The organism is Micromonospora sp. R311, assembly GCF_056780015.1.
Genome location: NZ_JBSWCE010000032.1, coordinates 47,468 through 71,969 on the forward strand (window position 1 = coordinate 47,468; position 24,502 = coordinate 71,969).

The 24,502-nt window shown below is 74.4% G+C and carries 21 protein-coding genes; 11 read left to right on the forward strand and 10 right to left on the reverse strand.

What is annotated here, in order from left to right; all coding sequences use genetic code 11:
* The first annotated feature begins 97 nt into the window (after positions 1 to 97).
* From AC1WTP_RS25210 to AC1WTP_RS25225, 4 genes are all read left to right on the forward strand, one after another.
* On the forward strand, positions 98 to 1,720 hold the full coding sequence (locus AC1WTP_RS25210) for a hypothetical protein (protein ID WP_481651749.1): 1,623 nt from the start codon (positions 98 to 100) through the stop codon (positions 1,718 to 1,720).
* 59 nt (positions 1,721 to 1,779) lie between these two features.
* Positions 1,780 to 2,574: a peroxide stress protein YaaA gene (gene yaaA / locus AC1WTP_RS25215; RefSeq protein ID WP_481651750.1), complete on the forward strand. Its 795-nt coding sequence runs from the start codon at positions 1,780 to 1,782 to the stop codon at positions 2,572 to 2,574.
* A 98-nt stretch (positions 2,575 to 2,672) separates the two neighbouring features.
* Positions 2,673 to 3,344 (forward strand): hypothetical protein, encoded by a 672-nt coding sequence (locus tag AC1WTP_RS25220; protein ID WP_481651782.1) that lies wholly within the window; start codon positions 2,673 to 2,675, stop codon positions 3,342 to 3,344.
* Positions 3,345 to 3,443: 99 nt separating this feature from the next.
* Positions 3,444 to 4,418: a TAXI family TRAP transporter solute-binding subunit gene (locus AC1WTP_RS25225; protein WP_481651751.1), complete on the forward strand. Its 975-nt coding sequence runs from the start codon at positions 3,444 to 3,446 to the stop codon at positions 4,416 to 4,418.
* Between the two features lie 15 nt (positions 4,419 to 4,433).
* Here AC1WTP_RS25225 and AC1WTP_RS25230 read toward each other — a convergent pair whose 3' ends face one another.
* From AC1WTP_RS25230 to AC1WTP_RS25240, 3 genes are all read right to left on the reverse strand, one after another.
* Positions 4,434 to 5,891 (reverse strand): sensor histidine kinase, encoded by a 1,458-nt coding sequence (locus tag AC1WTP_RS25230; RefSeq protein WP_481651752.1) that lies wholly within the window; start codon positions 5,889 to 5,891, stop codon positions 4,434 to 4,436.
* A 9-nt stretch (positions 5,892 to 5,900) separates the two neighbouring features.
* Positions 5,901 to 6,557 (reverse strand): response regulator transcription factor, encoded by a 657-nt coding sequence (locus AC1WTP_RS25235; protein WP_088995023.1) that lies wholly within the window; start codon positions 6,555 to 6,557, stop codon positions 5,901 to 5,903.
* A 99-nt stretch (positions 6,558 to 6,656) separates the two neighbouring features.
* Positions 6,657 to 6,968 carry a hypothetical protein gene (locus tag AC1WTP_RS25240; RefSeq protein WP_302922846.1) on the reverse strand — a complete coding sequence of 104 codons (312 nt, stop codon included), beginning with the start codon at positions 6,966 to 6,968 and terminating at the stop codon, positions 6,657 to 6,659.
* A gap of 129 nt (positions 6,969 to 7,097) precedes the next feature.
* Here AC1WTP_RS25240 and AC1WTP_RS25245 point away from each other — a divergent pair, with 129 nt between their 5' ends.
* A complete protein-coding gene (locus tag AC1WTP_RS25245) occupies positions 7,098 to 7,436 on the forward strand; it encodes a DUF952 domain-containing protein (RefSeq protein WP_447139061.1) in 339 nt (112 codons plus the stop codon).
* A 150-nt stretch (positions 7,437 to 7,586) separates the two neighbouring features.
* Here the strand turns inward: AC1WTP_RS25245 and AC1WTP_RS25250 are convergent, their stop codons facing one another.
* The 3 genes from AC1WTP_RS25250 to AC1WTP_RS25260 all read right to left on the reverse strand — a co-directional run bounded on the left by AC1WTP_RS25250 (position 7,587) and on the right by AC1WTP_RS25260 (position 12,406).
* Positions 7,587 to 9,347: a CDP-glycerol glycerophosphotransferase family protein gene (locus tag AC1WTP_RS25250; protein WP_481651753.1), complete on the reverse strand. Its 1,761-nt coding sequence runs from the start codon at positions 9,345 to 9,347 to the stop codon at positions 7,587 to 7,589.
* 214 nt (positions 9,348 to 9,561) lie between these two features.
* Complete coding sequence (locus AC1WTP_RS25255) at positions 9,562 to 11,658, reverse strand: DUF6077 domain-containing protein (RefSeq protein ID WP_481651754.1); 2,097 nt, start codon at positions 11,656 to 11,658, stop codon at positions 9,562 to 9,564.
* 148 nt (positions 11,659 to 11,806) lie between these two features.
* Positions 11,807 to 12,406, reverse strand: a complete 600-nt coding sequence (locus AC1WTP_RS25260; RefSeq protein WP_481651783.1) for a TetR/AcrR family transcriptional regulator — start codon at positions 12,404 to 12,406, stop codon at positions 11,807 to 11,809.
* Positions 12,407 to 12,622: 216 nt separating this feature from the next.
* Here AC1WTP_RS25260 and AC1WTP_RS25265 point away from each other — a divergent pair, with 216 nt between their 5' ends.
* The 5 genes from AC1WTP_RS25265 to AC1WTP_RS25285 all read left to right on the forward strand — a co-directional run bounded on the left by AC1WTP_RS25265 (position 12,623) and on the right by AC1WTP_RS25285 (position 18,495).
* Complete coding sequence (locus AC1WTP_RS25265; RefSeq protein ID WP_481651755.1) at positions 12,623 to 13,519, forward strand: ABC transporter permease; 897 nt, start codon at positions 12,623 to 12,625, stop codon at positions 13,517 to 13,519.
* Positions 13,512 to 14,330, forward strand: coding sequence for an ABC transporter ATP-binding protein (locus tag AC1WTP_RS25270; protein WP_481651756.1), 819 nt, complete (start codon positions 13,512 to 13,514; stop codon positions 14,328 to 14,330). Before AC1WTP_RS25265 ends, AC1WTP_RS25270 begins: the two co-directional genes overlap by 8 nt.
* A 133-nt stretch (positions 14,331 to 14,463) precedes the next feature.
* Entirely contained in the window at positions 14,464 to 15,963 is a 1,500-nt protein-coding gene (locus AC1WTP_RS25275; protein WP_481651757.1) for a D-ribitol-5-phosphate cytidylyltransferase, read from the forward strand.
* Between the two features lie 31 nt (positions 15,964 to 15,994).
* On the forward strand, positions 15,995 to 17,701 hold the full coding sequence (locus AC1WTP_RS25280; RefSeq protein WP_481651758.1) for a CDP-glycerol glycerophosphotransferase family protein: 1,707 nt from the start codon (positions 15,995 to 15,997) through the stop codon (positions 17,699 to 17,701).
* Positions 17,702 to 17,943: 242 nt separating this feature from the next.
* Positions 17,944 to 18,495, forward strand: a complete 552-nt coding sequence (locus AC1WTP_RS25285; RefSeq protein WP_481651759.1) for an acyltransferase — start codon at positions 17,944 to 17,946, stop codon at positions 18,493 to 18,495.
* A 60-nt stretch (positions 18,496 to 18,555) separates the two neighbouring features.
* On the opposite strand, the gene AC1WTP_RS25290 is transcribed toward AC1WTP_RS25285, so the two are convergent.
* Positions 18,556 to 19,839 carry a nucleotide sugar dehydrogenase gene (locus AC1WTP_RS25290; protein ID WP_481651760.1) on the reverse strand — a complete coding sequence of 428 codons (1,284 nt, stop codon included), beginning with the start codon at positions 19,837 to 19,839 and terminating at the stop codon, positions 18,556 to 18,558.
* A 279-nt stretch (positions 19,840 to 20,118) separates the two neighbouring features.
* Between AC1WTP_RS25290 and wecB the strand changes: the two genes are divergently transcribed.
* Complete coding sequence (wecB, locus tag AC1WTP_RS25295; protein ID WP_481651761.1) at positions 20,119 to 21,207, forward strand: non-hydrolyzing UDP-N-acetylglucosamine 2-epimerase; 1,089 nt, start codon at positions 20,119 to 20,121, stop codon at positions 21,205 to 21,207.
* A gap of 126 nt (positions 21,208 to 21,333) precedes the next feature.
* Here wecB and AC1WTP_RS25300 read toward each other — a convergent pair whose 3' ends face one another.
* From AC1WTP_RS25300 to AC1WTP_RS25310, 3 genes are all read right to left on the reverse strand, one after another.
* Positions 21,334 to 22,368: a Gfo/Idh/MocA family protein gene (locus tag AC1WTP_RS25300; RefSeq protein WP_481651762.1), complete on the reverse strand. Its 1,035-nt coding sequence runs from the start codon at positions 22,366 to 22,368 to the stop codon at positions 21,334 to 21,336.
* Positions 22,365 to 23,477 carry a DegT/DnrJ/EryC1/StrS family aminotransferase gene (locus AC1WTP_RS25305; protein ID WP_481651763.1) on the reverse strand — a complete coding sequence of 371 codons (1,113 nt, stop codon included), beginning with the start codon at positions 23,475 to 23,477 and terminating at the stop codon, positions 22,365 to 22,367. Before AC1WTP_RS25305 ends, AC1WTP_RS25300 begins: the two co-directional genes overlap by 4 nt.
* Positions 23,478 to 23,702: 225 nt before the next feature.
* A complete protein-coding gene (locus AC1WTP_RS25310; protein WP_481651764.1) occupies positions 23,703 to 24,449 on the reverse strand; it encodes an alpha/beta fold hydrolase in 747 nt (248 codons plus the stop codon).
* Positions 24,450 to 24,502: the final 53 nt, after the last annotated feature.

The window sequence follows — 24,502 nt, forward strand, 5'->3', positions numbered from 1 at the left end:
CGCGAGACGACCGCCTCCGCCGGCGCCGACTCCGCCCGATCCGGCGCGCCGGTCGCACCGAACGTGAAACACTCCGGGCGGGACGACGACGGGGGCGTTGGTCGTGTCGCAAGCAGCGCGGAACCGTGGGCGGTGGCGCCCTCAGCTCGACCGGCCGGCGCTCGTCGCGCTGCTGCTCGGGCTGGCCGGGGTCGGCTACCGGCTGGTCCTGACGCTCCACACGGTGCCGGTCTCCAACAGCGACGAGGCGACGTTCGGGCTGGCCGCGCTGCACATCGCCGAGGGCCGGGAACTCCCGGTCTTCCTGTACGGGCAGCGCTACATGGGGATGCTGGAGTCGTACCTGGCCGCGCCGCTGGTGGCGGTGGCCGGGCCGAGCTGGCCGGTGCTGCGGCTGCCGCTACTCGTGCTGTACGCGCTCTTCCTCTGGCTCATCCACCGGCTGACCCGGCGGATCGGGTCGCCGTGGTTCGCCACCTTCGTCGTCGGCCTGCTGGCGCTCGGCTCGGAGCGGGTGGTGCGCGACCAGCTCACCGTGGTCGGCGGGCGGCCCGAGGCCAAGGCGGCGGTGCTGCTGATGCTGCTGATCGTGGTGGGGCTGGCGCACCGCACGCTCCGCCGCCGGTGGCTGGCCGTCGGGCTGTTCGGCCTGCTCGCCGGGGTGGCCGTCTGGTCGGACTGGCTGATCGTGCCCTACCTGGCGGTGGCCGGCCTGGCGCTGCTCTGGGCGGCCCGCCGGGAGCTGGCCGGCTGGGCCGGGGTGCTGCTGCTGGCCGGCTTGCTGGTCGGGGCGGCGCCGATGATCTACGACAACCTGGTCGCCCCACCCGGGGAGGACTCGCTGTCGGAGTTCCGCGAGGTCAGCGCCGGGACCGGCGCCACCCCGCCGTGGTCCGACCGGCTCCGCGGTGGGCTGCTGGAGGGGGTGCCGCTGGCCACCGGGCTCTGCCCGGTCGACGGCTGCGCCCGCTGGCAGGAGTGGTTCGGCCTGCTCTATCCGGTGCTGCTGGTGGCCGCCGCGGTGGCCGCGGTGGTGGCGTACTCCCGCGCCGCGGCCGCGCCGGAACGGCGGGTCGGGCCGGTGGTGCGGCTCGCGCTGGTCGCCGCCGCCGCGGCCACCCTGCTGTCGTACGTGCGCAGCCCGCAGGCCGTCAGTGACCCGCTGGGCAACGCGCGGTACCTGTCGGTGCTCCAGCTGTCGCTGCCGGCGGTGCTCTGGCCGCTCTGGCTGGCGGCGGTCGCCTGCTGGCGGGGCACCGTCGGCGTGGCCGGCCGGCTGACCGGGGCGCTCGCCACCGCCGTGCTGGCCGCGCTGGCCGCCACCACGCTGGTGATCACCGTGCTCTTCGCCGCCGTCGGCACGGCGGCGTCCCGGACCGAGGAGCGGCAGGCGCGCGAGCTGGCCGCCGCGGTGCGCGGCGCCGGCCTGCGCGAGGTGTACGGGGACTACTGGACCTGCAACCGCCTGGTCTTCAACACCGCCGAGGAGGTGGTCTGCGGGGTGCTCGACGGCGGCGTCACCCCGGGGCGCAACCGGGTGCCGGCGTACTGGGAGCGGGTGGGCCGGGCCGACCGGCCGGGTTACCTGGTGGAGGCCGGCTCGACGATGGAGCGCCGGCTGCGGCGGCTGCTCGGCGACCGGGCCGACGCCGCGCTGCTCACCGAGGTCGGCGGGTATCGGGTGTACCACCCGGAGAAGCCGGTGCGGCCGTGGCGGTAGGCCCGCCCCGTACGCTGGCCCGGCCGGCCCCCGACCGCCGGGAGATCGAGGAGTCACCGATGCTCATCCTGCTGCCGCCCTCCGAGGGGAAGGCCGACGCCGGCACCGGCCGGCGGCTGGACCTGACCCGGCTCTCGCTGCCCGAGCTGAACCCGGCCCGGGAGGAGGTGCTGGCGGCGCTGGTCACCCTCGCCGCGGGCGACCAGGGGGCGGCCCGCACCACCCTCGGGCTCAGCCCCGGACAGGGTGGCGAGCTGCGGCGCAACGCCCGGCTGCGGGCGGCCGCCACCGCGCCCGCCGGCCGGATCTACACCGGGGTGCTCTACGAGGCGCTCGATCTCGCGTCGCTGCCCCCGGCGGCGCAGCGGATGGCCCGCCGGTCGGTGCTGGTCGCCTCGGGTCTCTGGGGCGCGGTCCGGCTCACCGACCGGATCCCGCCGTACCGCTGCCCGATCGGCGCGAGGCTGCCCGGCGTCGGCGCCCTGTCGGCCTGGTGGCGGCGGGCGCTGGCGCCGGCGATGGACGCCGCGGCCGGCGACGGTCCGGTGCTCGACCTGCGCTCCGGCGCGTACGCGGCGACCTGGACCCCGCGCGGCGCCCCGGCCGCCCGCACGGTGACGGTGCGGGTGCTGCACGAGCGGGAGGTCGACGGGGTGCCCGTGCGGTCGGTGGTGAGCCACTTCAACAAGGCGACCAAGGGCCGGCTGGTCCGCGACCTGCTGCTCGCCGGCGCCCGGCCACGTACCGCCGACGGGCTGGTGACCGCCCTGCGCGACCTGAAGTACCAGGTGCTGGAGCAGCCCGCGCCGGCCGGTCGGCCACGCATGGTCGACGTGGTGGTCACCGAGCTGTAGGGCAGCCGCAAGATTTCCTCAAGGCTGGGCCGGATCGGTACCGCCGGGGCGGCCCACGGGTCACGGTAGGAGGACCCGACGCCCCACGAGGAGCGCCCCTGTTGGAACCGACCCTGCTCGACCGGCCCCGGCTCCCGGCGACGCCGCCGCCGCTGGACTGGCTGACCCTGGCCGACGCGTTCGAGGCCACCTGTCTGCTGCGCTGCATGCCCCCACCGGCCGGCTCCGGGCACCGGCAGCCGCCGCCGGCCCACCGCAGCGGCACGGTGGAGTTCAACCGCGAGGAGGCGGCCCAGCGGATGCGGCAACTGCTCACCCGGTTGGACGTCCCGGTCGAGCACGAGCTGGCCGTCGGCGGGCTGCGCCGCCGCTACGAGCTGCACCGGCTCTCGGTGCCCCCGGAACACCGGCCGGCGTACGCCCGGCTGCTGGAGGCCGGCTGGCGGCAGGGCCGGCGGGAGCTGCTCGGCGGGCCGTTCCCCGGCGCCTCGATGGCCCGCCGGGTGTGGCGGCCCCGGCTGGCCGCGGCGGCCTGGCGCGCCGCCCTGCTGGCCGGCGGGCGGCACGTGCGCCGGCACATCCTCGGCGTCCGGCTCACCGACCGGGAACTCGCCGCCGTCCTGGTCCGCGGCGCCGCGCTGCTGGACGTCCCGGCCCAGCTCCGCCCGGGCACCGGCTGCTTCCTGGTCAGCGTCGCCGACGGCCCGGACCGCCAGCGGATCCTGCACAGCACCGCGCTCGGTCCCGCCCGGGCCACCGACCGGGCCTGACGCGCACCGCAGGGAATCGACCCGCACCTTCGACCCACCGTCAGGGCGACCCCGGACCGGGAGCCGCGGGGTTGCCATCGGCGGCCCGCGCGGCGCAGAGTGCAGCGCGTGAGTCGTACCTGGTCCCGCCCCGCCCGGGCGCCCGACACCCGCCTGGCGGCGTTGGTGGCGCTGCTGGTGGCCGTCACCCTGCCCGGGCTGGCCGGTTGCCGGGAGTCGCCGGCCGCGCCGGTGCCGATCCGGATCGCCACCGGCAGCCCGACCGCGGTCTACCACGCGTTCGGGCAGTCGCTGGCCACCATCCTCAACCGGGAACTGCCCGGGGTGCGGGCCAGCGTGGTGGTCACCGCCGCCTCGGCGGAGAACGTCCGGCTGGTCGGCGCCGGGGAGGCCGAACTCGGCTTCACCCAGGCGGACGTGCTGCCGGCCGCGCCCGCCGCGCACCCGTCGGTGCTCGCGGTGGCCCGGGTCTACGACGACCTGCTGCACCTGGTCACCACCGCCGGTGGCCCGGTCCGCACGCTGGCCGACCTGCGGGGCCGGCGGGTGTCGGTGGGCGCGGCCGGCTCCGGCACCGAGATCACCGCCACCCGGCTGCTGGAGGTGGCGCGGCTGGGCGACGACGCGGTCCGCCGCGAGCGGCTCGGCCTGGACGACTCGATGACCGCGCTGCGGGCCGGGCGGATCGACGCCTTCTTCTTCTCCGGCGGGCTACCGGTGCGGGGCGTCGAGGAGCTGGCCGGCGCGACCGCCATCCGGATCGTCGACCTGGGCGAGTGGACCGAGCCGCTGCGTCGCGGCAACCCGGAGGTGTACGTCTCCCGGGACATCCCCCGCTCGGTGTACCAGGTCGACCCGGTCACCACGGTGGCCAACCCGAACTTCCTGATCGTCCGGGCCGACCTGCCGGAGGCGCTGGTCCGGGAGGTGACGCGGCTGCTGATGGAGCGCCGCGAGGAGCTGGCCGCCGCGCATCCCGCGGCCGGGCGGATGAGTCCCCGCGCGGCGATCGCCACCGCCCCGCTGCGGCTGCACCCCGGGGCCGCCGCCTGGTACCGCGCCACCAAACCCTGAACGCCCCTCAGGCGATCACGGTGCCTCCGCGTGACTGGGGGTGGGGAGCGGCTCGGGCGGGTGGGTTGGCGGATCGACGGTCGACGGGTCGGGGTGCTCGGCGTCGGCGGGGGCGGGGAACCAGAGGCCGGCGACCAGGCCGCGCGGCTCGCCCCGGCGCATGCTGAGCCGACCGTCCGAGGCGTCCACCAGCACGGCGACGATGGTCAGGCCCAGCCCGGCGCCGTCGACGTTCTGCGCGTCCGGCGCCCGCCAGAAGCGCTCGGTCGCCTGGCGCAGCTGGCTGCTGGTCATCCCCGGGCCGGTGTCCCGCACCTCCAGCGCGGTCCCGCCGTCCTGACGCCGGACGGTCACCGTCACCTCCCCGCCGGCGCCGCTGAACTTCACCGCGTTGTCGATCAGCGCGTCCAGGGCCTGGTCGATGGCGGTCGGCACGGTCCGGGCGTACGCCGGCGCGTCGTGCGCCACCAGCCGGAGCGTGACCGACCGGTGCCGGGCCAGCGGCTCCCAGGCGGCCATCCGGGCGGCGGCGACCGCCGCCGCGTCCACGGTGACCCGCTGGTTCTCCCGCCGTTCGGCGCGGGCCAGGGTGAGCAGCGCGTCCAGCACCAGGGCCAACCGGTCGGTCTCCTCCAGGGCGAGCCGGTGCTCCGCGCGGCCCTGCGGATCGGTCAGGCTCGGTCCCAGCTCCTCCACCCGCAGCCGCAGCGCGGTGAGCGGGTTGCGCAGCTGGTGGCTGGCGTGCGCGACGAACGCCCGCTGCCGGTCCATCACGTCGGAGACCACGTCGGCCATGTGGTTGAAGCTGGCCGCCAGCCGGCGCAGCTCGGATGGGCCCAGCCGGTGCTGCACCCGCGCGCCCCGGTCCCCCTCGGCGATCTCGTGGGTGACCGCGTCCAGCTCGGTGACCGGCCGCAGCACCCAGCCGGCCAGCCCGAACGCGGTGAGCACGCAGGCCAGCACGGCGAGCAGGCCCATCCCGGCGAGCAGCAGCCACCAGGTGGTGACGGCGCGGCGCACCGGGTCGGCCGGGGTGGCGGTGACCACCGCGCCGAGCACCTCACCGCCGTCGTTGATCGGCACCGCCACCACGATCGGCCCGTCCACCCACGGCCAGACCGACTCCGGCCCGCTGGCCTGCTGGCCGGAGAGGGCGGTGTCCAGCGCCGCGCCGGTGCCCGCGGCGACCCGCCAGCTCGCCGAGGCGACCACGGTACGGCGGTCCCGGTCGACCACCGCCGCGCCGATCCCGTACAGCTCGTCGTAGCTGCGCAGCTCGTTGTCGAGCGGGCCGGGCGTGCCGCCGCGCAGCGCGGGGCCGGCCAGCGAGGCGAACCGGGTCGCGTCGGCGAGCCGGTCGGCACGGACCCGGTCGGTCTCCCGGGTGGCGAGGGTGGCCGCCAGCGGGGTCTCCAGCGCCATCAGGACCAGCACCATCAGCAGCAGATAGCTGATCACCAGGCGGCGTCGCACCCGTCCCCCTCACTCGCCGCGCAGCCGGTAGCCGACCCCGCGCACCGTTTCCACCAGGCGCGGGTCGCCCAGCTTGCCGCGCAGCGAGCCGACGTGCACCTCGACGGTGTGCCGGTCCGCCCAGGTGGTGCCCCAGGCGTCGAGCAGGATCCGGTCGCGGGGCACCGCCACCCCGGGCTGGCGGGCCAGCGAGAGCAGGATGTCGAACTCCTTGCGGGTGAGCGCCACCGCCCGGCCGGCGACGGTCACCGTGCGGGCCGCCACGTCGATCCGGACCGGGCCGGACTCGATCAGGTTCCGCTCCGGCACGGTGTGCGCCGCGCGGCGCAGCACCGCCTCGATCCGGGCCTGCAACTCCACCATCGAGAACGGCTTGACCACGTAGTCGTCCGCGCCGAGCCGCAGGCCGAGCACCCGGTCCCGTTCCTCGCCCCGGGCGGTCACCGCGATGATGCCGAGCTGCGAGCTGCGCCGGCGCAGCTCCCGGCAGAGGTCGGTGCCGTCGCCGTCGGGCAGGGTCAGGTCGAGCAGCACCAGGTCGCAGGGGGCGGCGGAGAGCGCGGCGGCGACCGTCGCCGCGTGCTCGACCTCGTATCCGCGCCGGGTGAGGGCGGACGACAGCGCGGCGGCCACCCGGCGGTCGTCCTCGACCAGCAGGATGCGCACCCGGGTCCCCCATTCGTCGGTCCGTCGACCCGAATGGTGGCAGAAGCCGGGCCGGGGCGGGAGGGCCGGCCCGGTGGTGCGGCGTCGGTCGGCCGGCTGCTAAAGGCCGAAGGTGTCGTCGGCGACGGCGTCCCGGACGCCGTCCACGAAGCCCCGGAAGCCGGGATCGTCGTGGCTGGCCGGCACGCTGGTCACGTTCTCCCCGGTGGCCTGGGTGACCGCGTCGACCAGCGGCGGAAAGTCGATCTCGGCATCGGCCAGGGTGTCGTCGTCGGCCTCGCCGAGGTTGATCACGTGCTGCACATCCTCGCTCGGGGTGTCCGGGTCGTCGGCCCACTCCCCGCCGGCCTGGTAGCACTCGTCGTACAGCGCGCGCTGGCTGTCGGTCCAGTCGTCGTCGTAGCTCTGCATCGCCATCCCTTTCCGACCCGCTCCACCTGAGCATGCCGGGCCGGGGGCGACGGACGGGCCGGTACCGGCGAAACCGGCCGCTCCGGGACGAGCCGGTCGCCACCCTCCCGGGCGGCGTAGGCTGCCGATGTGATCTACAAGCTGCTGCCGACCACCGAGTGGGACGAGGCGCTGGCCGCCGGCCACCTGGCGGGCACGGCCGTGGACCGGCAGGACGGCTTCGTCCACCTCTCGGCCGCCGACCAGGTGGTGGAGACGGCCCGCCGGCACTTCGCCGGCGCCACCGGGCTGACCCTGCTGACCGTCGACCCGGCCCGGCTCGGCGACGCGCTGCGCTGGGAGCCGTCCCGCGGCGGTCAGCTCTTCCCGCACCTGTACGGCCCGCTGCCGGTGGCCGCCGTGGTGGCCGCGCAGGCGCTGCCGGCCGACACCCCGGCCGCCGACGCGGTGGCCACCCTGCTCGGCTGAGCGGGGGTCGCCAGGCCCGCGGCCCGGCACGAGTCCCGGCCGCCACCGAGCCGGGCAGGGGCGAGGCGCCGTTCGTGCCGTATGCCGGAAACGGCCGCGCCCGGGACGACGCGGTCGTCCCGGGCGCGGTGGGGTCGGTGCGGCGCGCGCTCAGCGGCGGCAGAGGCGGCCGATCTCCTCCTGGAACCGGTCCATCGGGTTGGCCTCCGCGGGGCCGAGCAGGTAGGTCTTCAGCTCCCGGCGGGCCTCGGTCAGCGGGTCGTCGCCGGCCCGGGTCAGTGCGACGATCTTCTCCAGCTCGCCGCAGTCGGCGGAGAGCAGGTACGCCGCGCGGGCCGTCGGGTACTCCCGGCGGAACTCGTCCTCCGGCAGCCCGCCCGGGTTGGCCACCACGTACGGCCGCTGGCTCTGCACGAAGTCGGAGACCACACTGGACACGTCGCTGATCAGCAGGTCGGTCTGGTTGAAGCAGTCGAACAGGGCCGGCGTGCGGCCGGTGACCACCAGGTGGCGGGTGCCCTCCAGCGAGGTCGCGTCGGTGTCGCCGCCGGCCGCGCGGATCCGCTCCACCACCCGGTCGTGCACCGCCCTGGCCTCCTTGGCCCGCGAGCCGGTCAGCGGGTGTGGCTTGTAGATCAGCCGGATCCGGGGCGAGACGGCGAGCAGCCCCTTGACGATCCGCTCGCCCATCACCACCAGCGAGGTGTGGTAGGGGTCGTCGTCGAGCCAGCCCTCCCAGGTCGGCGCGTAGAGGACGGTGAACGGCCGGTCCACCGACTCGGCGCCGAAGGTGTGCACCCCGGCCAACTGCGGGCGTCCGATCTCGACGATGTCGGAGTCGAGGACGCCCACCCCGGCCCGGGCGTAGCGCTCGCGGCCGGCGAGCCCGGCGACCCAGACCTCGTCGTACACCTTGCTGTACGGGTTGACGCTGGCCGCCTTGTCGCTGTCGCCGTGCCCGACGAAGACGTGCTTCATGCCCGGCTCGCGCAGCAGGTGGATGTTCGCGCCGACGTTGGCCGCGTAGAGCGCCGCCCGCACGCTGCCCAGTTCGAGGTTCATGAAGTCCACCCCGGCCGGTACGCAGATCACCGGCAGCCGGGTGTCGGCCAGTTCCAGGAAGGCCTCCCGGTTGCGCATCAGCACCACCGCGCGCTGCTGCAGCGCCTCGGTCGGGGCCAGCCACATGTTCGCCTGGTAGACGTCCTTGGCCGGGCCGGCGAAGTAGAGCGCGACCTCGGGGCGGTAGCTGTCCAGCCAGCGCTGCACGGCGGGCAGCAGCGGGCTCTGCCCGGTGCCCCGGCCGCGCAGCCAGGTGAGCGCGATGATCGCGCCGACCACCGCGGTCACCGCGACCGTCACCGCGCCGGTGACCAGGAACGGGGTGGCGTCGTCGCGCACCACGGCGGCCACCGCGGCCGGCACCAGCAGGATGTTCACCACCGGCATCCGGTCACCGGCGATGGCGGCCGCCCAGGCCGGCGGCTGGGGGGCCGAGCGGAGCGGGCCCAGCTCGATGTTGCGGACCATGGCCGACTGCGGGTTGCGCCGGTCGATCATGGTGGTCAGCGCGCCGGAGAAGACGGCGATCACCCAGACCGCGGCGGGCAGCGCGAGCAGCAGACTGAGCTGCGTTCCGCTCAGCGCCACCTCGGCGGCCACCAGCAGCACCGCCGACAGGTCCCGGGTCAGCTGCCGGTACCCGCGGTTGAGGCCGACCTTCTCCAGCAGCACGTCGGAGGCCGGCGACCAGCGGGTGAGGGCGAATTCGCCGAGCACGGCGACCAGCCCGGCGACGGCGAACAGGCCGACCCAACCGAGGGCGCCCGCGGCGAGCATGACCAGGTAGGACAGCACCAGCAGCGCGCCACGGGCGGCGACTCCGATCCGTCCTGTCAACGTGCCGAACAACGAGTACGCTCCCTAGAGATCGATGACGGGCCGGGCCCGCTGGTCGTGCTCTTCCCCCGAGGCGGGCCGTCAACGCGTGCTGCGACCTTAACGCGAAGGGACACCCGGGCGTCGCTCGGGTATCCGGCACCTTTCGGTCAAACCCGCACCCGACCGCCGCGCCGCACGCGCGGGGCCCGACCCCACGGTGCATCGCGGACGGCCGGAACGCTGGTCAGCCGCGCCGGAAACAGGTCACCGCGCCCGGCCCCCGGCGCTGGGCGAACTGCTCGAAGCCGAGCTGGGGCGCCATCTGCCGGGCGTAGCTGTTGCCGTTGTAGACGCAGATGGTGCTGACGTCGAGCCGGTCGATCGCCGTGGCCAGCTCCGCCCGGGACGGGGTGACGGTCCCGTCGGCGAACTTGGCGAGCAGCAGCCGGTCCTTGGCGAAGTCGGAGTTCAGGTCGTACTCGACGAGGTAGAAGTCGCGGGGCAGCACCACCCGGACCCGGCTGGTGACGACCAGCGAGGTCCGCATGATCACCGACGGGGCGAGGACCAGCCCGTCCGGGCGGTCCAGGTCCTTGATCCAGAACGCGATCCCCTGCCGCTGCTGCGGCAGCTTCCAGGTGGGCCGGTCGTGCACCGTGACCCAGCTCTCCGATGACCACATCGGAGTGGCGAAGACCGCGAACGAGGCAACCATGGCCACCGCGATCCCGACGCTCGCCACCCGGCGCAGCGCCGGCACCGGCGAGGGCACGTTCACCGTGCAGAGCAGCCCGATCAGGGCGGGCAGTGCGAGCAGCCACGGCACCCGCCAGAGCACCACCGAGATGCCGCTGAGCGCGCTGAGCAGCTCCAGCACTCCGGGGATCAGCAGCACGCTGAGCGCCAGGGTGCCGCCGGCGGCGAGCAGCGCCGGGGTGCGCCGGCGGGCCAGCAGCGGGCCGCACCACAGCGCCAGCCCGCAGACCACCCCGACCACGCCGATCATCAGGGTCCGCCGGTAGGTGTACTCGGCGTCGAAGAAGGCGTCGTCCGCGCCGGTGGCGGAGGCCATGTCGAGAACCAGTTGGGAGACCAGCACCGAGCCGACCGGGTACGCCACCGCGGCGGCGCCGGCCAGCAGCGCCTCCTTCCAGCGGCCCACCAGCAACATGGCGAACGCCGCGGCGCCGACCAGCATCGGCAGGATGATGGCGGCGGTGGTGGTGAGCCCGATCGCGGTCACCGAGAGCGCGACGATGAGCAGCAGCCCTCGGCGCGACGGGTTGTCGAACCACCTGGTGAGGTAGAGCCACATCAGCGGGATGACCGCCGAGACGAACATGCCCTTGCCCTCGTAGAGCCGGGGCAGGTGGAAGGTGCCGAGGGCGGCGTCGCCACCGGCCACCAGGTAGAGGAAGGCGACCGCCACGCTGAACGCGAGCAGCGGCCGGCGCGGAGCCCAGCGGTGCACCAGGCGCCAGAGCGCGAGCACGGCGAGCACCGCGAGCACCGGCAGCAGCACGTACCAGGTCGCGGAGGCGCCGTGGATGCCGAAGACCCGGCCGAGCGCCCCGGCGAACACCTCGATGGACGCGATCGGCGGCTGGGAACCCATCGGCGGCGCGACGTTCTCGGTGAACAGGAAGTCGTTGAGCGGGATGATGTCCCGCTCGGCCACCCAGACCGACTTGCCGACGTAGTAGACGTCGTCCGGGGTGTTGCGGGCGATGAAGAACGAGGAGAGGGCGACCAGCAGCGAGACGACCAGCGCGTAGCCGGACTGGAACGCGGTCGGCGCCGGCGCGGCCGGTGCGGTCGCCGGGGAGGTCAGCCACATCCGGCGGATCAGCAGCATCCCGCCGACCGCCGCGACCGCCCCGGCGCTGGCCGGAACCCACCAGGACATCCCGTCGCCCGCCGTGGTGTTGGCCAGGCCGGCGGTGACCGCGGCGACGGCCGCCGCGGCCAGCACCACGACCAACCAGCGGCGGGGATACCCGGGGGCGTCCGGCGCGGTGGTCGTGGTCGCCTCGGTCGCCGGCGCGGCCGGACCGGCCGCGGGCGCCGCCCCGCTCCGTCGGACGGCCCGCAGCAGCGCCACCCCGGCCAGCGCCACGCAACCGGCCAGCCAGACCTTGAAGGTCACCGACGGAGCCAGGCTGAACAGGAACGCCGCGTGGTAGAGCACCGTCCAGAGCGCGAACGCCAGCACGCCGGCGTCGGTGAGGACGGCGGGTGCGGCGGCGATCAGGGACCGCAACCGGCCCGGCCCCACCGGGGCCGGGGTGTCGGCCGCTGCGGGACGCGACGGCGCGACGGCGACGTGGTCGACTTTCGACACGGGGGGTCCTTGTCGGTTGTACGGGCACGGTGTGGGCGATGTGCGGGACGGCGGCCGGCGGGGGTCGCCCTGACCCGCTCTGGCAAGCAGAGTAGTCGGACCCTCCGGCCGACGGGGTCCGGCGCGGAGGCACCGGCGGGTCGGCGGATCAGCCGACGACCGGCGCCTCCCGTTGCCGCGGCAGCGCGCTGTCGGCGCCCAGCCCGACCGCGACCGCCTCCACCAGGCTGTCGAGGTAACCGGGGGTGAGCGGAGTGCGGGCGACGGCGAGCCGCCAGTAGAGCGGGCCGACGATGAGGTCGACCGCCGCCTCCTGGTCGGTGTCGGCGGGCAGCTCGCCGCGCTGCACCGCGCGGCTGATCAGCCGGCCGCCGATCTCCTGCTGCCGGGCCCGCAGCACCTGCTGCAGGGTCTGGTCGATGGTCGGGTTGCGGGCCGCCTCGGCCAGCAGGTCGGGGATGATCTGCGAGGCCAGCGGGTGCCGCAGCGCGTGCGCGACCACCTGGAAGAGCAGTTCGAGGTCACCGCGCAGGGTCCCGGTGTCCAGCGCGGGCAGCTTCCCACCGGCGGCGGCGGAGACGTTGTCCAGCACCAGTTCCAGCTTCGAGCTCCACCGCCGGTAGATCGCGGTCTTGCTCACCCCGGCCCGGCGGGCCACCGCCTCGATGGAGAGCCGGCCGTAGCCGACGGCCGCGAGCTCCTGCATCAGCGCCCGGCGGATGGCCGTGGTGATGTCGTCACGGAGCACGGCCGCGCCGGCCGGCGTGCGCCGCTTCTCGGTCGTCACCTGGGACTCTTCTCGGCTGTCACGTGGAACAATGTACCGCAACGACGGTACGGTTGCGTCCCGACGTGTTTTGAACTACGGTCCACGCAGCGACGGGGGCGGCGCTCCACGCACTGGCCACGCTAGATTCCATCGTCGCGCATCCCCGTTGACCCGAAAAGATCGGAGCGCCCATCCATGGCCGACACGGCGCTGGCCGACCCTGACGCCGGCCTCACCCAGGCGCAGCTCGCCGCCCGGTACGGGCTGCGGGTCGCCGGCGAACGCCCCTCGCTGGCGCAGTACAGCCGGCGGCTCTGGCACTACCGGCACTTCATCTCCGCGTACGCGAACGCGAAGCTGCTCGCGTCGTTCAGCAACGCCAAGCTGGGGCAGCTGTGGCAGGTGCTCACGCCGCTGACCAACGCGGCCGTCTACTACCTGATCTTCGGCGTGGTGCTGAAGCAGAACGAGATACCGAACTTCATCGCGTACCTCTGCACCGGGCTGTTCATCTTCAACTTCACCCAGACGGCGGTGCAGAACGGCACCCAGTCGATCACCGGCAACCTGGGCCTGATCCGGGCGCTGCACTTCCCCCGGGCCTGCCTGCCGCTCGCGGTCACCGTCACCCAGTTCCAGCAACTGCTCGGGTCGATGGTGGTGCTGTTCGCGATCGTGCTGGTCACCGGCGAGCCGATCACCCTCGCCTGGCTGATGCTGGTGCCGGCGATCGTGCTCCAGACGGTCTTCAACGCCGGGCTCACCATGGCGGTGGCCCGGATGGGCGCGAAGGTGGCCGACCTGAAGCAGGTCATGCCGTTCCTGCTGCGCGCCTGGATGTACGGCTCCGGGGTGCTCTACAGCGTCACGCTCTTCGAGAACGAGCTGCCGGCCTGGGCCACCCGGCTGGTGGAGCTGAACCCGATGCTGGTCTACATCGAGCTGGGCCGGGTCGCGCTGCTGGAGGAGGCGCCGCTGCTCAACTCCTCCCTCACGCAGCTCTGGGTGGCGGCGGTGGGATGGGCGATCGTGATGGGTGCCGGGGGTTTCCTCTACTTCTGGCGCGGCGAACAGGAGTACGGCCGTGGTTGAGCACTTCGAGACCGCCAACGACGTGACGGTCACCCTGCCCCGGGTGCAGGAGCGGATCCCGACCGTGGTGGTCGACGACGCGCACGTGATCTACCGGGTGCACAAGGGGGCCGGCGGTGGTGGCGGGCCGGTCGGCGCCCTCAAGCGGATCGTGACCCGCACCTCGGCGCCGAACATCCGGGAGGTGCACGCGGTCAAGGGGGTCACCTTCACCGCGTACCGGGGTGAGGCGATCGGGCTGATCGGCAGCAACGGTTCGGGCAAGTCGACCCTGCTGCGGGCGATCGCCGGCCTGCTGCCGGTGAACCGCGGCGCGGTCTACACCCAGGGCCAGCCGTCGCTGCTGGGCGTGAACGCGGCCCTCTTCAACGACCTCGCCGGCGAGCGGAACGTCGTGCTGGGCTGCCTGGCGATGGGGATGTCCCCGGCCGAGGTGCAGCGGCAGACCCCGGAGATCATCGAGTTCTCCGGGATCAACCAGCGCGGCGACTTCGCCTCGCTGCCGATGCGCACCTACTCCTCCGGCATGGCCGCCCGGCTGCGCTTCTCCATCGCCGCGGCGAAGAAGCACGACGTGCTGCTCATCGACGAGGCGCTGGCCACCGGCGACAAGGGCTTCCGCAAGCGCAGCGAGCAGCGGGTGCGGGAGCTGCGGGAGGGTGCCGGCACGGTGTTCCTGGTCAGCCACCAGCTCTCCTCGATCCGGGACACGTGTGAACGGACGATCTGGCTGGAATCGGGCGTCCTGCGGATGGACGGCCCGACCGACGAGGTCGTGCGGGCCTACGAGGCGTTCGCGAACGGCAAGTAGGTCCGACATCGACATCGGTACGCGCCGCCCGCGCCGTCCCGTTGGGGCGGCCGGACCGGCGCGTTAAGGTTCACCCCGTCGCCGCGCGGGCGGAACCTTCTGTTCACGTAATTCCTGAGAGCGAGGATCGGCAATGACGCAGGACCACACCACTGGCCCGGACGCCGCACCGGAGACCCCGGCGCCGTGGCGGCCCTCCCGGACGGTGGCGGTGGTGCTGGCGGGCGGCACCGGGACCCGGCTGGGCCTCGGCATCCCGAAGCAGCTGCTGAAGATCGCCGGTAAGCCGATCATCGAGCACACCCTGGCGGTCTTCGAGGCGGCCCCGGAGATCGACGAGATCATCGTGCTGATGGCCACCGGCCACGTCGCCGAGGCCGAGAAGATCGTCGAGAAGGCGGGCTTCCGCAAGGTCACCAAGGTCATCGAGGGTGGCGACACGCGGAACGCCACCACCCGGATCGCGCTGGACGCGGTCGGCCCCGACGACTGCAACATCCTCTTCCACGACGCGGTGCGGCCCCTGGTCAGCGGCCGGATCGTGCGGGAGTGCGTGAACGCGCTCTGGACCTACTCCGCGGTCGACGTGGCCATCCCGTCGGCCGACACGATCATCCAGGTCGACGAGAACGACTGCATCACCGACATCCCGGTGCGCTCCTCGCTGCGCCGCGGGCAGACCCCGCAGGCGTTCCGCTCCGGCACCATCCGGGAGGCGTACCGGCGCGCCGAGGGCGACCCGGACTTCGCCGCCACCGACGACTGCGGCGTGGTGCTGCGCTACCTGCCCGGCACGCCGATCAAGGTGATCGACGGCTCGGACGAGAACATCAAGGTCACCCACCCGGTCGACGTGCACCTGGCGGACAAGCTCTTCCAGCTCGCCGCCGCGCAGGCGCCCCGGCTGACCAACCGCGGCTACACCGAGGAGCTGACCGGCCGGACGATCGTGATCTTCGGCGGCAGCTACGGCATCGGCCACGACCTGGCCGAACTGGCCCGCAGCTACGGCGCCCAGGTCTTCCCGTTCAGCCGCTCCAGCACCGGCACCCACGTCGAGCGGCCCGCGGACGTCGAGGCGGCGCTGAAGACGGCCTTCGAGGCCACCGGCCGGATCGACCACGTGGTGGTCACCGCCGGCATCCTCGAGAAGGGCGCCCTCGTCGAGATGGACGAGGAGACCATGGACCGGGTGCTCCAGGTGAACTTCGTCGGGCCGGTCATCGCCGCCCGGCAGGCCCTGCCCTACCTCCAGCAGACCAAGGGCCAGCTGCTGCTCTACACCTCCAGCTCCTACACCCGGGGCCGGGCGCAGTACGCGCTCTACTCGTCCACCAAGGCCGCCCTGGTCAACCTCACCCAGGCGCTGGCCGACGAGTGGGCCGAGTTCGGCATCCGGGTCAACTGCGTCAACCCGGAGCGCACCGCCACCCCGATGCGCACCAAGGCGTTCGGCGAGGAGCCCGAGCACACCCTGCTCGCCGCGGAGACCGTCGCCCGGGCGTCCCTGGACGTGCTGATCTCCGAGCTCACCGGTCAGGTCATCGACGTACGCCGGGCACCGGGCGAGGTGCCCATCCAGCCGACCCCGGCGCAGGCGGACCAGGCGGCGGGCGCCGCCGTCGCCGGCTGACCCGGGCGCGGCGGCGGGAGGCACAGCCAAGATGCGTGGTGACCTGGTCCGGAAGCTGCTCGCCCGCGGCCTGACCACCGGCCTGGCCGTGCTGGCGTTCCTGGTCGTGGCGCTGACCGGCGCGACCGGCTGGGGGCTCGGCCTGGCGGTGGCCGCGCTCGCCGCGGCGGCGTGGGAGCGGCGGGTCCGGCCGGGCGCCGACAGCGTGCCGGAGACCGTGCTGGTGGCGGCGGGCATCCTGGTCGGCTACGCCCGGCGGCTGGAGGCCGGGTTCGATCCGGCGCTGGCCGCGACCGCGCTGGTGCTGCTGGGTCTGGCGTTGCTCGTCGGGCCGCTGCGCGACGCCGGCAACCTGGAGATCCGGGCCGCCAACCTGCCGGTGCGCGGCTGGGCGCCGCTGGTCGCCGCACACCTGGGCACCGCCCTGCTGGGGCTGCTCGCGGTGGTGGCGGCCGCGGCCGCGGCCGCGCTGCCCGCCGCCGTCGCGCTGGCGGTGAGCCTGCTGGTGGGCGCGGGCGCCGGCGCGGCCGGCCTGGACCTGGCCCGGCGGCGGTTCCGGCCGCCGGCCGGCGGGTCGGCGGTGACCCGGGCGCTGCGCCGGCACCAGCCGGAGTTCCTGCTGCACTTCTCCGCGCCACCCGGCTCCGAGTACCAGGTCACCATGTGGCTGCCGTACCTGGAGCGGATCGGCCGGCCGTTCCTGGTCATGGTGCGGGAGCCGGAGTTCCTGGGCACGATCGCGGCGGCCACCACGGCCCCGGTGGTCTACTGCCCCACCCTGAAGGCGATGGACCAGGCGCTGGTGCCGAGCCTGCGGGTGGCGTTCTACGTCAACCACGGCGCGAAGAACAGCCACTGCATCCGGTTCACCCAGCTCACCCACGTGCAGCTGCACCACGGCGACAGCGACAAGGCGCCCAGCGCCAACCCGGTCTCCGCGCTCTTCGACCGGATCTTCGTGGCCGGCGAGGCCGCCATCGACCGGTACGCCCGCGCCGGGGTGGAGATCCCGGCGGAGAAGTTCGAGGTGGTCGGCCGTCCGCAGGTGGAGGCGATCGAGGTCCGCCCGGAGCCGGCCCGCGGCCTGACGCAGCCGACCGTGCTCTACACGCCGACCTGGACCGGGCACCACGCGGACGCCGACTACTGCTCGCTGCCGGTGGCGGAGACGCTGCTGCGGCGGCTGCTGGCGCGCGGCGCGACGGTGATCCTGCGCGCCCACCCGTACACCGCGCAGAACCCCGCCTCGGCCCGGCAGCTGGGCCGGCTCACCGAGCTGCTGGCCGCCGACCGGGCCCGCAGCGGCCGACAGCACGTCTTCGGCGCCGCCGCCCGCGAGCTGACCCTGACCGAGTGCGTGAACCGCTCGGACGCGCTGGTCTCCGACGTCTCCGGGGTGATCTCCGACTACCTCTACTCCGGCAAGCCGTACGCGGTGACCGACATGGGCGGCGAGGGCGACCGGTTCACCGAGCGGTTCCCGCTGGCCGGGTCCGGCTACGTGCTGCGCCGGGACATGTCCAACGTGGACGAGGTGCTCACCGAGCTGATCGACACCGACCCGCTGGCCCCGGACCGCTGGGCCACCCGGCGGCGCTACCTGGGCGACTTCCCCGCCGAGTCGTACGCGGAGGCGTTCCTGGCCGCCGCCCGGCGGGAACTCGACCGGGGCGCCCGGCCACCGGCGCAGCGGACCGGCCTGGCGGTCGAGCCGACGACGGTCTCCCCCACCACCTGAGCACTGCCTCCGCCACCCGGCGACACCGGTGACCCGGGCGGGAGGCGCCCCACGAACGGCGGGGGCGGACGGACGGCGCGGTGCGGGCCATATCGGGCAAGCGGGGCGTATCCTACGCCGAGTCCCCGCTACCGCCCGCGCGCCCGGAGCGGCCCGCGGCGGCCCGGTCCGCCGGACGACGGCCGGTTCCGGGTCCGCCGGCGTGGCGCCGCCGACGGCGCTCCCGAGTCCTGCGAGTTGACATGTCTGACACCAGCACCGCGCTCTCCCCCGCCTTCGTCCACCCCACCGCCGACGTCGAGGACGGCGCCCGGGTCGGGGACGGCACGAAGGTCTGGCACCTGGCGCACATCCGGTCCTCCGCCCGGGTGGGCGCCGGCTGCGTCATCGGCCGCAACGTCTACGTCGACGCCGGCGTGACGGTCGGCGACCTGGTCAAGATCCAGAACAACGTCTCCGTCTACCAGGGCGTCACCCTCGAGGACGAGGTCTTCGTCGGCCCGAGCGTGGTCTTCACCAACGACCTGCGCCCCCGGGCGCAGAACCCGGGCTGGACGATCACGCCGACCCTGGTCCGGCGGGGCGCTTCCATCGGCGCCAACGCCACCCTGGTCTGCGGGATCGAGGTGGGCGCGTACGCGATGGTCGCGGCCGGTTCGGTGGTGACCCGGGACGTACCGTCGTACCAGCTCGTGGCCGGGAACCCGGCCCGCCCGCTGGGCTGGGTGAACGCCGAGGGCGAGGTGGTCTCCCGCGACCCGTCGACCCGCCCGGACGGCCTGGACCGGGGCTGACCGGCCCGCCCTGTCCGGTCCGTCCGGCGGCGCGAACCGCGCCGCACCGGGGCGGGCCGGTCAGCCGCCGATGACCAGCCGGCGGACGCCGGTCCAGCGCGCCGGGTCGGTGACCCGGCGGCCGTCGACCAGCACCCGGACCGACGGCAGGTCGGCGGGGGTGAGCGACCGGTACTCCGGGTGGTCGGCCTGGATCACCGCGGCGGTGACGGCCTGGCCGGCGTACGCCGGCAGCCCGAGCGCGGTCAGCTCGGCGGCGGTGTACATCGGGTCGGACACGTACGGCCGGGCGCCCCGGGCGCGCAGCGCGTCGACGGTCGGGAAGACCCCGGAGAAGGCGGTCTCCTTGACCCCGCCCCGGTAGGCGGCGCCGAGGACCAGCACGTCCGCACCGGTCAGGTCGCCGTACGCGGTGGCGAGCAGGTCGACGGCGTACTGCGGCATCTGCGCGTTCGCCTCCCGGGCAGCGCGGACCACGCTCGCGGCCGGGTCGTTCCACAGGTACATCCGGGGGTAGACCGGGATGCAGTGCCCGCCCACCGCGATGCCGGGTTGGTGGATGTGGCTGTACGGCTGGGTGTTGCAGGCCTCGATCACGGTGGTGACGTCCACCCCGACGGTGGCGGCGAACCGGGCGAACTGGTTGGCGAGCCCGATGTTCACGTCCCGATAGGTCGTCTCGGCCAGCTTCGCCAGCTCCGCCGCCTCGGCCGAACCGAGGTCCCACACGCCGTTGGCCCGGGGCAGCTCCGGCCGCTGGTCGAACTGGAGCACCGCCTCGTAGAACGCCACGCCCCGGGCGGCCGACGCCCGGTCGACGCCGCCGACCAGCTTCGGGTAGCGGCGCAGGTCGGCGAAGACCCGGCCGGTCAGCACCCGCTCAGGGCTGAACACCAGGAAGAAGTCCTCACCCGCGGTGAGCCCGCTGCCGTGCTCGAGCATCGGGGCGAACCGGTGCCGGGTGGTGCCCACCGGAAGCGTGGTCTCGTAGCTGACCAGCGTCCCGGGCCGGAGCCCGGCGGCGACGGCCCGGGTGGCGTCGTCCATCCAGCCGAAGTCCGGCAGCCCCCGTCCGTCGACGAAGAGCGGCACCACCACGACCACCGCCTCGGACGCGGCGACGGCCGCCGTGGTGTCGGTGGTCGCGGAGAGCAGGCCGGCCGCCACCACCTCCTTGAGCCGGACGTCCAGGTCGGCCTCGCCCGGGAACGGGACCGCTCCGTCGTTGACCAGCCCGACGACCCGCTCGGAGACGTCGGCGCCGACCACCCGGTGCCCACTCGTCGCGAACTGCACGGCGAGCGGCAGCCCGATCTTCCCGAGGGCGACGACACAGATGTTCATGGCTCTTCTTTCCTCGTCCTTCGAAGCGGGGTCACCGGCGAGAGCGCCGACCGGCCCGGCGGCACAGGTGCTACGGCGATAACGAGCCAGCCCCGCGGTTGGTGCCGGCAGCTGAGCTACTCAATACCGACATTGCCGACACGAGCCGTTCGCCCGTGTCCCGCCGCTACCAGGCCTTATCGTCAGAGGTCGACGCCGTCGCCCGCAGGCCGTCGCGCTCGTGCGCGGGTGCCGGTTGGTCGCCAGTGCCCGCGTCGTCACTCGCCCAGGAGCCGTCCCGTGAAGGTCATCAGCGTTGTTGGAGCCCGCCCCCAGCTGGTCAAACTGGCGGCGATCGCGGCCGCCTTCACCGGCACCCGGCACGACCACGTGATCGTGCACACCGGACAGCACTACGACGCGAACCTGTCCGACATCTTCTTCAGCGGCCTCGGCATCCCCACCCCCGACGTGCATCTCGGCATCGGATCGGGCAGCCACGGCGTGCAGACCGGCGGCGTACTCGCCGCGATCGATCCCGTGCTGGCCGAGCACCGGCCCGACTGGGTGCTGGTCTACGGCGACACCAACTCCACGCTGGCCGGCGCCCTGTCCGCGGTCAAACAGCACCTGCGGGTGGCCCATCTCGAGGCGGGACTGCGCTCCTTCAACCGCCGGATGCCCGAGGAGCACAACCGGGTGCTCACCGACCACGCGGCCGACCTGCTGCTCGCCCCCACCGAGGAGGCGCTGCGGCACCTCGCCAACGAGGGGCTGGCCGACCGGGCGGTGCTCAGCGGTGACGTGATGGTGGACGTGTGCCTGCGGGTCCGCGACGCGGTGCTGGCCGGTGAACACCCCCGGCCGGCGCTGCCGGACGGCATCGATCCCGATCAGCCGTACCTGCTGGCCACCCTGCACCGTCCGGACAACACCGACGACCCAGCCCGGCTGTCGGCGCTGCTGGCCGCACTCGCCGACCTGCCGGTGCCGGTGGCGCTGCTGGCCCACCCGCGGCTGGCGGCCCGCGCCGAGGAGCATGGCCTGAAGCTCGAGCAGGGCGCGGTGCGCGCCGGCCGGCCCCTCGGCTACGCGGGCCTGGTGGCCGCGGTGCTCGGCTCGGTCGGGGTGGTCACCGACTCCGGCGGGCTCCAGAAGGAGGCGTTCCTGCTCGGCCGCGCCTGTACCACGCTGCGCCCCGAGACGGAGTGGGTGGAGACGCTCGACGGCGACTGGAACCGGCTCGTACCGGAGCCGGACGCGCTGGGCGGGCGGGGGTGGGTCGAGGCGGCCACCCGGCCGACGCCCCGGGGCGAGCGGGGCACCCCCTACGGCGACGGCCGGGCGGCCGAGCGCGTGCTGAGCATCCTGGCGGAACGGCTCGGCTGAACCGGCCCCGCCGCAGGGCGGTCCGGGCCGAGCCGGTGGATCTCCCCGCCCCTGCGGTCTGCCCTGCCAACCGGGCCGGAAGACCGTCCTGCGGCCCGGTCAGGACCACAGGACGGCTCCGTGCCGTCAGGACAGCGCGCCGCTCGCCGCCCGGTCGAGCGCGGTGTCGCTGTCGACATCCACCGTGCCGCCCTCGGCGGCCGAGCGGAGCAGGGCGGCGGCGACCCGCACGGTACGCAGCCCCTGCCGCAGCGTGACGATGTCGCTCTCCTTGCCGTCGACCGCGTCGCGGAACCGCTCGTGCTCCACCAGCAGCGGTTCCCGCTTCGGAATCGCGTAGCGCACCATGTCGCCCTCGGCGACCCCGCGGAACGCGCGCAGCGCCTCCCACTCGGTGTCGATCGCCCCGTTGGCGTAGAAGGTCAGGTCGGCGGTGAGGGTGTCGGCGACGAAGCAGCCCCGCTCCCCCGTGATCACCGTGGACCGCTCCTTCAACGGGCTCAGCCAGTTGACCAGGTGGTTGACCATCGCACCGCCGGCGAGCTGGCCGACCGCGGCGACCATGTCCTCGTGCAGCCGGCCGCTGCGCGAGACGGTACGGGCCGACACCGTGCGGTACTCCCGGCCGACGACCCAGCTGGTCAGGTCGATGTCGTGGGTCGCCAGGTCCATCACCACCCCGACGTCGGCGATCCGGTGCGGGAACGGCCCCTGCCGCCGGGTGACCACCTGGAACACCTCGCCCAGCTCGCCGGCCTCCAACCGGAGGCGCAGGCTCTGCAGGGCCGGGTTGTACCGCTCGATGTGCCCCACGCCGGCCACCAGGCCGGCGGCCTCGAACGCCTCGGCGAGCCGAACCGCGGCGGCCACGGACTGGGCGAGCGGCTTCTCGATGAGCGCGGGCACCCCGCTGTGCGCCAGCGCCAGACCGACCTGCTCGTGCAGCGCGGTCGGGCAGGCGACCACGGCGTAGTCGACGCCGAGCCTCAGCAGACTGTCCAGATCGGGCACCACCGGCACCGGGAGCGCGCCGGTCGGATCGCCCGCCGGGTCGACGATCCCGACCAGGTCCACGCCGTCCAGCCCGGCGAGGACCCGGGCGTGGTTGCGTCCCATCGCGCCGAGGCCGATCAGGCCCGCGCGCAGCCTGGCCCGCGTCACCGGGCACCACCGGCCAGGTTGGCGCCCTCGGCGATCCGCTCCAGGTCCTGCTGGGACAGGGACGGGTGCACCGGCAGCGAGAGCACCTCGGCGGCGGCCCGGTCCGTCTCGGGCAGCTCCCACGGGCCTGGCCTGCCGTCCTCGCCCAGGTAAGGCCGGAGGCGGTGGATCGGCGTGGGGTAGTAGACGGTGTTGCCGACGCCCAGCTCGGTGAGGCGCCGCCCGGCCGCGTCGCGGCGACCGCCCGGTACCCGCACCGTGTACTGGTGGTAGACGTGCCGGGCGGCGTCGGCGACCGGCGGGGTGATCAGGCCGGTGATCCGGGAGTCGAGCAGCTTGGCGTTGGCCCGCCGCTGCTCCGTCCACTCCGGCAGCTGGCGCAGCTGCACCCGGCCGATCGCCGCGGCCACGTCGGTCATCCGCATGTTGGCGCCCACGATCTCGTTCGCGTACCGCTGCTCCATGCCCTGGTTGCGCAGCAGCCGCAGGGTACGGGCCAGCTTGCCGTCGGAGGTGCTGACCATGCCGCCCTCCAGGGAGTGCATGTTCTTGGTGGGGTAGAAGCTGAAGCAGCCCGCCGTGCCGAACGCGCCGACCGGCCGTCCGGACAGGGTGGCCCCGTGGGCCTGGGCGGCGTCCTCGACCACGGCCAGCCCGTGGCGTTCGGCGACCGCCATGATCTGGTCCATGGCGGCGGGGTGCCCGTACAGGTGCACCGGCATGATCGCGACGGTGCGGTGGGTGACCGCCGCGGCGGTCGCCGCCGGGTCCAGGCAGAAGCTGGCCGGTTCGATGTCGACGAAGACCGGCCGGGCGCCCACCAGCCGGACCGCGTTGGCGGTGGCGGCGAAGGAGAACGACGGGACGATGACCTCGTCGCCCGGGCCGAACCCGAGGGCCATCAGGGTCAGCTGGAGGGCGGAGGTGCCGGAGTTCACCGCGACGCAGTGCCGGCCCCCGACCAGCTCGCCGAACTCCGCCTCGAAGGCGGCGACTTCCGGCCCCTGGACGACACGGCCACTGCGCAGCACCCGCACGGCCGCCTCGATCTCGGCCTCGCCGATGACCGGCCTGGCCGGTGGAATCATCTCTGTGGTCAGCCCGGACATGGGCTTCCTCCTGTCGAACAGCGGCCGCGCCCGGACCGGGCGCGGCGCTACCTCGTTCGGATGTGGACAGGAGGGGTGGTGGTTACGGGTGATCCGACGGGGTCGGCGCGAAAGGATCACCCGGACAAACAGGACTCCCGGCGCACTCCGGGACGTACGGGCATGTTATCCCGGAGACGCCGGGCGTGGCGGCACAACACCCTGATCTCCGCCGCGAACCGCGGCTCAGCGGTACGGGTCGACCAGGGCGAGCACCGCCTCCGGGTCCTCGACGTGGGCGTTGTGCCCGAGGCCGGGCAGGGTCACCACCGGCACCCCGAACTCCTTGAGCTGGGCGTCGGAGACCATCGGGTCGCGCTCGCCCCGGGCCAGCACCACCGGCACGTCGGCCGCCGCCAGCAGGGTGGGCAGGTCCGGCTCCCCCACCGCGAACGCGGCCGGGTCCATCGCCAGCCGCCAGCGGCCGTCGACCTGCCGCAGCCCCGCCTCGACCACCGGATGGTCCGGGGCGAACAGTCCGGCCAGCCCGCTCACCCGCAGGTAGCGCCGGGCCGCCTCGTCCCGGGTGGCGAACCAGGTGACCGGGCGGGCGGCCAGCTCGGCGGCGCGGGCCAGCTCGTCCCGCGACCAGACCGCCTTGATGCCGAGCCCGACCACCGCGTCCACGTCCAGCCCGGCGGTACGCGCGGCCAGCGCCAGCCCCACCACCCCGCCGAGGGAGTGGCCCAGGACGACGAGCCGGTCACCCGGCTTGAGGCCGCCGGCGACCTGCCCGGCCAGCCCGGCGAAGGAGTACCGGGGCAGCGGCGGGGACCAGCCGTGCCCGGCGAGGTCCGGCGCCAGCCACCGGCCGGTCCACCGGCGCTCCAGCAACGGCGCCCAGGGCAGCCACACCTCGCCGGTCGCGCCCATGCCGTGCAGCAGCAGCAGGACCGGCCGCCGGCCGTCCCGGGTATCCGATTCGGAGTCCATAGGGCGCAGTGTGCCACCGGTCGGACGGCCGGGGCGAGGGCCGCGGGCCGGGA